We start from the raw sequence: 6,432 nt of genomic DNA on the forward strand, positions 1-6,432 counted from the left end.
CTTTGCGCCCGTCTATTTTGGAAATCACTGGAGGAAGGAACCATCCTGCTCCATCACCGTTTCCATATTTGGTGGCCAGAAATGCGGACGCTCCAGAAATTCCTAGGCTTCTTCCTCCTCTTCATTTTCGTGGCCGCTTCGGTGACCGGTGCCCTCGCGCAGAGCGAAAAACGCCTCGCTTTCGTCATCGGCAATGCGGCCTATCCGTCTGGTGCGCTGGCGACGCCCGCCAATGATGCCGGGCTGATCGGCCAGACCTTGCAGGCAGCAGGGTTCGATGTTGTCGGTGCCCGCGACGTCGACCAGGAATCGCTGCGCGGCGCGCTACGCGATTTCCTTGGCAAGGTTTCTGCTGCCGGTCCCGACGCGGTGGTCTTCATCTATCTCGCCGGCCAGGGCGTACAGTTCGAAGGCGAGAATTACTTCTTGCCTGTCGATGCCCAGATCGCCAATCCAACCGACGTCCCGCTTCAGGGGATGCGGCTCTCCGATGTCACCAAGTCGCTGGCTGGACTGCCGACGAAGGTCAATATCGTCGTGCTCGATGCGGCGCGGCCGAATGCATTCCCGCAGACGAACCAGCCGCTGGCCGGAGGTCTTGCACTGGTCGATCCCGATCCGAACATGCTTGTTGCGTTCAATGCCGCCCCGGGTACGGTCGCGCCTGAAGGCAAAGGTCCATACGGTGCCTATGCCCAGGCGCTGGCGGAGATGATCCGCGAAGGCGGCCTGCCGCTTGACGATGTCTTCGATCGCACGCGCCTGCGCGTCAACGAGGTGACCCAGGGCGCGGAGGTTCCGTGGAGCGCCTCAAAGATCACGGCGCCCTTCGTCTTCTTCGACCGGGCTCCGGACGCGCCCGCGCCCAGGGTCTCGGAGGCTGAGTCCCAAGCCAACCGGACCAGAGAGATCCACGACTTCGACGCCCGCGATGCCTATGTCGCGGCCCTCGACCGCGACACGCTCAGCGGTTACGAGGATTTCGTCGACGCCTACCCGCGCGATCCAATGGCCAAGCGCGTGCGTGCCATCATCGCTGCTCGGCGCGAAGCAATCACTTGGCGCGAAACCTGGCTCCGGGACACCCCGGAAGCCTACTGGTCCTACCTCGATCGCTATCCGCACGGCCCGCATGCCTGGGATGCCCGCCGCCGGCTGGAGCATTTCGACGCAGCGCTGGAGCCGCCGGAGGATTTTGCCGTCTATGACTACGACGTGCCGCCGCCGCCACCGGAAGAGATCATCTATGTCGACCGGCCCGTGCTCTATTTCGACGATCCCGATTTCGACTTTGAGCCACCACCGCCTGTCGCGGTGATCTTCCTGCCGCCGCCTCCGCCGGATTTTGTCGTGTTGGCGCCGCCGCGGCCGGCAGTCGATGTCTTTGTCCTGCCGGTGCCGGTCTTCGTGCCGGTGCCGGTGTGGGTCAACCCGCCGCACGACATTGCGCCGCCGCCCGACAACGTCATCTTCAACAACATCCACAACACGACCGTCATCAACAACACGACGATCAATACCGAGAACAATCAGGCAGGGCAGGGCGGCGGCCTCACCACCGGCCAGAAGCTGACCGGCGCCGCTGTTGGACTGGGCGCCGCAGCGCTCGCGACCAAGGTGGCGCTGCCGCCGCTGCTGCATAAGAAGGCCGTGCTCTCTAACCAGAACCCTTCCGCCCCGGGCAAACTCGGCCAGGGTATGACGCAAGGCCGGCAGCCTTCCGGCGCAAAGCCGGTCTCGAAGACGCTCTCAACTGATCACACCCTGCCGGGAGCGAACGGCAAGACGCTGCCACTCGTCAATGGCAAACCGCCGGTGCTCAACGGCCACAATCTGCCAAACAACAAGAATTTGCCAAACAACAAGTCCAAGAAGCTGCTTGGCAAGCAAGGCACCTCGGGCGGCAACCAGCAAGCTACGGGAAATGCCGGCGCTGCCGTTACCGGACAGGGCAATGGCCAGCAGAACGGAGCCGGCAATGGGCAGGGCAAGAACGGCAAGCTCAACAAGCTGCCGACCGTCAACGGTGCACCGGCCGGGCAGCGCCCGAACGTGCAGGAGAGGATCAAGAAGAACAATCCAGCTGTCTTCTCCGACCAGGGTGGCGGCAAGCCGAAGAAGTTGACGCGCAAGGATCTGTCCGCCGGCCAGGCCGTTGTCGGACCGAGCGATCAGGCTCCGGGAAACGGGAACAAGAAGTTCCGCAAGCCGCAGAACGGCGGTGGAGGTTCCGCCGGCCCGCAAGTCAACGTCCAGCGGAATTTCAAGGTCAACAAGCCGAACGAGAATCCGCAGCGCCAACTCAAGCTGCAGGAGAAGCCGAACGTGAGGGTGTTCTCCAAGCCGCAGAAGCCGGAGTTCCATGCTCAGCCCAGGCCCCAGGTCCAGGAGCGGCGTCCGCCGCAACAGCCCAATCAGCAGCCGCCGCGAGGCAACAAGAAGCCTGCCTGCGGACACCCGGGCGAGCCTCCATGCAAGCAGTAGGCAGGAGTGAGGCAGGGATTGCCCGCCGGTCGCCGGGCACCGAACTTTCAAAAAGCTGAAGCGCTCTGGTCTGGCAGGCCGCTCAGTCTACCAGCTTGGAAACATTCGTAAGGGTTTTCGACGTGCCGCCCCGTTGGTTGATCGACACCCATGTGTTTGGGTTCTGCTGGGACTGGCGTTTGAGGAAGTAATAGCCCGTCGCATTCCAAGGTCTGATCTCATCGACCAGGTTGTCCAGGACAAGATCGCCCTTATCGGTTTTCACCGTCAGGATGGTGTGGCCTTCATTGTCCAGGTCGCGCACCACGGTCATCAGCAGCGCCTGCCGGGGGAATCCCGCCTCCAGAAGAAGCTTGCGCTTGTAGAGGGCGTAGATCTTGCAGTCGCCCTTGCCGTCCACGGGGTAATCCCAATGGTCCACCATCGTGCCCCAGTGGTCGAAATTGCTGACCGGTTTGATGAAGCTGTTCGCCTTCTGATTTATCCGCTTGAGGATGCGCAGGTTCTGCGCGGTCAGCTTGACATTCGCGGCAGGCAGAGCGGGCACCTTGCACTCTTTTGGTCGGCGATGGCAGAAATCGACCCAACCGTAGGGGACGCTGGTGCTTGCACCGACGGTGGCAGAGCGCAGCCCTTGCAGGGAAGATTGCGTCGATCGCGACTTGAACAATGTCGACTGTGCTTCCGCCGGACTGGCCTGCAGCGATGTCGCACCAATCAATGAAACGAAGCCAAGTAGGAAAGAGGAAGTGAGAACGCCGGGGACATGCCGCATTGCCAAAACACCGCCGCAACCAGGAAGCTGGTGCTGCGTTCGTGCGCAAAAGGCAGCCCAGGCAGTTAGAGACTTAATAATTTCTTAACGTGGATTGTGTTCGCTTCAAGGTGCCGACATGGATTCGGCTGGAATGCGCCGTCTTTGGCCCAGACCTCCACAGAGTCGAGCAACATTGCGGCACCCGATTCCGCCGAAATGCCGGCGCCTGTCAGGATGAAGATCTTGGCTCTGGGGCATGGTCGGCTGCACCCCGGAAAACACCGCTTGGATGGCGATGTTTCTGGGATATGCCGATCATTCAAACCCGCGTGCCGCCCACCGTCATCTGGTTCATTCGGAGATGCGGTTGGCCGACGCCGACCGGGACGCCCTGTCCGCCCTTGCCGCACATGCCGATGCCGGTATCGAGCTGCATGTCGTTGCCGATCATGGAAACACGGTGCATGGCGTCCGGCCCATTGCCGATCAGCATCGCGCCCTTGATCGGCTGCGTCACCTTGCCGTTCTCGATCATGTAGGCCTCGGTGCAGCCGAACACGAACTTGCCCGAGGTGATGTCGACCTGACCGCCGCCGAAGGAGACGGCATAGATACCGTTCTTGACCGAGGCGATGATTTCGTCCGGCTCCATGTCGCCCGCCGTCATGAAGGTGTTGGTCATGCGCGGCATCGGCTGGTGGGCGTAGCCTTCGCGCCGGCCGTTGCCTGTCGCAGTCATGCCCATCAGCCGTGCGTTCTGGCGATCCTGCATGTAGCCAACCAGTCTGCCGTCCTCGATCAGCACGTTGCGGGCCGTCGGGGTTCCTTCATCGTCGACGGTGAGCGACCCGCGCCGCTCCGGCATGGTGCCGTCGTCGACGACGGTCACCCCCTTGGCGGCGACCTGCTGGCCCATCAGGCCGGCGAAGGCTGAGGTCTTCTTGCGGTTGAAGTCACCTTCGAGCCCATGGCCGACGGCCTCGTGCAGCATGACGCCCGGCCAGCCGCTGGACAGCACGATGTCGAAGGTGCCAGCCGGCGCCGGTATGGCCTCGAGATTGACCAGCGCTTGCCTCAGCGCCTCCTTGGCGGCGTGCTTCCAGCTGTCCTCGACAAGGAAGTCGCCGAAGGCCTTGCGTCCGCCCATGCCGTAGGAGCCGCTCTCCTGGCGGTCGCCATCGCCGACGACGACAGAAACGTGGACTCGGACCTGCGGGCGGATGTCGCGCACAACCTGGCCATCGGCGCGCACGATCTCGACATGTTGCCAGGATGAGGACAGCGAGGCTGAAACCTGGCGCACGCGAGGATCCTCGGCGCGCAGCCAGGCGTCGATTTCCCGCAGCAGCTTTGCCTTGACCTCGAAAGAGGGGGAGGGGATCGGATTCTCTTCACCATAGAGATGGCGGTTGGTGCGGGCCGGCGCCGCGGCCAGCGTGCCAGAATAGCCGCCCTTGACGGTTGAAACAGCGTCGGCGGCGCGCAGCAGCGAGGCCTCGGAAAGGTCGCTGGAATGGGCATAGCCGCTGGCTTCGCCGGCGACGGCGCGCAGGCCAAACCCCTGGTCGGTGTTGAAGTTGGCTGTCTTCAGCCGGCCGTTGTCAAACATCAGCGCTTCGCTCTCGCTGTATTCGAGAAACAGTTCGCCGTCGTCGGCGCCATTGATGGTCTCAGCGACGATCTGCTTGATGCGATCGTCTGAAATGTCGAATTGGCCGATCAGGCTGTTCATGGCGCGTCCGTTCACAGGAGGAATGCTTCTTTGCCACGATGTAGGCGCGAAGGCGCCCGGAGACAATCGCCCCGCTGCATTGTGAAGACAAATGCGATCGCCGACAAATCGTCGACGTCACTTTTGGTTGACGAAGTCCTTGATGTCGCCGGTCATTGAATCCCAGTTCGAGAACTGTTCCTCAAGGTTGGACTTGGTGACGCCGCGAAGAAAGCTGACATCCATCTTGAAGTTGGATTCTTCGCAAACGCCGAGGTCTCAGGGCAGGGCGGCGAAACCGTCCGCGAAACCCTTGAGGTCGACGGGGATGCCGATGCCCTCTTCCGGGGTCTGGAAGACGATGAAGGTGGCCGACGTGCCGGTCTTCAGCGTATCGAGCAGCGGCTTTTCGAGAATGACTTCCGCATAGCAGCCATCCTGGAAGCAGCGCACGAAATAGGCGCGGCCGATATCCTTGCCGTCGACGTTGAGGCCGAGCCCGTTGGGCAAAAGCACGCCGAGCGGCGCCAGCACGCGCAGGATCTCCGCCTTGTTGTCGGCTGTACGCAGCACGACCACCGACAGCCCCATCTCTGGACGGTCCTCGGCGACGACGTTCTGCATCATCACGCATTGCTCGGAGGTGGCGCCGGCCGGCGTGTCGCAGATGATCGACCACGCGCCATGCGTCGAGCGGACGGTGCCGCTCGGCTGCGCGGCATTGGCCTGGCTGGACAAGCCGACAACGGGCTGGCCGATAACGGACGGGCCGATTGCGGACAACGCGGCGAGAAAGATGACCTTCGCCAAGATTCTCGAAAGCGCCAAGATTCTCGAAAGCGCAAGTCTCGAAAGCCAAGAGTTCATGACGGCTCCATTGCGAATCACGGCACTTTAAGCCGCGCCAAAGCCAAGTAAAGGACGAGACCGCAACCGGTCTGCCCCGAAACAGCCAATACGGCGCTTTTCCTAGCCAATTTCGCCCGAATTGCGACGGTCGGCACGCCCGGCCCGCAGGAATGTGGCCATGGTCGATCATATGCGATTCGGGACCGTTGCCGTTGCCTTGAAAGGCACATCCGGGCTTGCGCGCAAAAATGCCGCACGGTTTCGCCCGCTCCTTTCTTGCGGAGGGAAAAAGAGTATGGTTTGAACCACCTTGAGACTGTCGGGATTCCCGTCCCGGCATTGTTCGATATTCTCGTGGGCACAGCCTCGAGGAACTGGGAGACGATGAGGGCGATGAGAAAATTCCTAGCAGGCGCAAGTGCCGCTGCCACGTTTTTCGCCGGCGCATCCGCCCATGCCGATCAGCCCAGGGACTGGGAGACCGGCTTCCAGGCGCCGGCGACCGATATGATGCGGCAGATCGAGTGGTTCGGGAACTACACGATGTGGTTCATCGTCCCGATCACCATATTGGTGCTGTGCCTGCTTGCGTATTGCATCTTCAAATTCCGCGCGAGCGTGAACCCGGTTC

5 protein-coding genes are annotated in these 6,432 nt (G+C 62.1%); 2 read left to right on the plus strand and 3 right to left on the minus strand.

Going from position 1 to position 6,432, the window contains the following annotated elements:
- Positions 1–81: 81 nt before the first annotated feature.
- Positions 82–2,484 (plus strand): caspase family protein, encoded by a 2,403-nt coding sequence (locus ACXJ7R_RS21845; RefSeq protein WP_457153667.1) that lies wholly within the window; start codon positions 82–84, stop codon positions 2,482–2,484.
- 82 nt (positions 2,485–2,566) lie between these two features.
- Here the strand turns inward: ACXJ7R_RS21845 and ACXJ7R_RS21850 are convergent, their stop codons facing one another.
- The 3 genes from ACXJ7R_RS21850 to ACXJ7R_RS21860 all read right to left on the minus strand — a co-directional run bounded on the left by ACXJ7R_RS21850 (position 2,567) and on the right by ACXJ7R_RS21860 (position 5,819).
- A complete protein-coding gene (locus ACXJ7R_RS21850; RefSeq protein WP_457153668.1) occupies positions 2,567–3,259 on the minus strand; it encodes a transglutaminase-like cysteine peptidase in 693 nt (230 codons plus the stop codon).
- Between the two features lie 301 nt (positions 3,260–3,560).
- A complete protein-coding gene (gene tldD / locus ACXJ7R_RS21855; RefSeq protein ID WP_457153669.1) occupies positions 3,561–4,973 on the minus strand; it encodes a metalloprotease TldD in 1,413 nt (470 codons plus the stop codon).
- A 258-nt stretch (positions 4,974–5,231) separates the two neighbouring features.
- Complete coding sequence (locus ACXJ7R_RS21860) at positions 5,232–5,819, minus strand: invasion associated locus B family protein (protein ID WP_457153670.1); 588 nt, start codon at positions 5,817–5,819, stop codon at positions 5,232–5,234.
- Positions 5,820–6,077: 258 nt separating this feature from the next.
- Between ACXJ7R_RS21860 and ACXJ7R_RS21865 the strand changes: the two genes are divergently transcribed.
- Positions 6,078–6,432 (plus strand): cytochrome c oxidase subunit II transmembrane domain-containing protein (locus ACXJ7R_RS21865; protein WP_457153671.1); only part of this gene is annotated, 355 nt, incomplete at its 3' end.

This window comes from Mesorhizobium sp. P5_C1 (assembly GCF_054049815.1).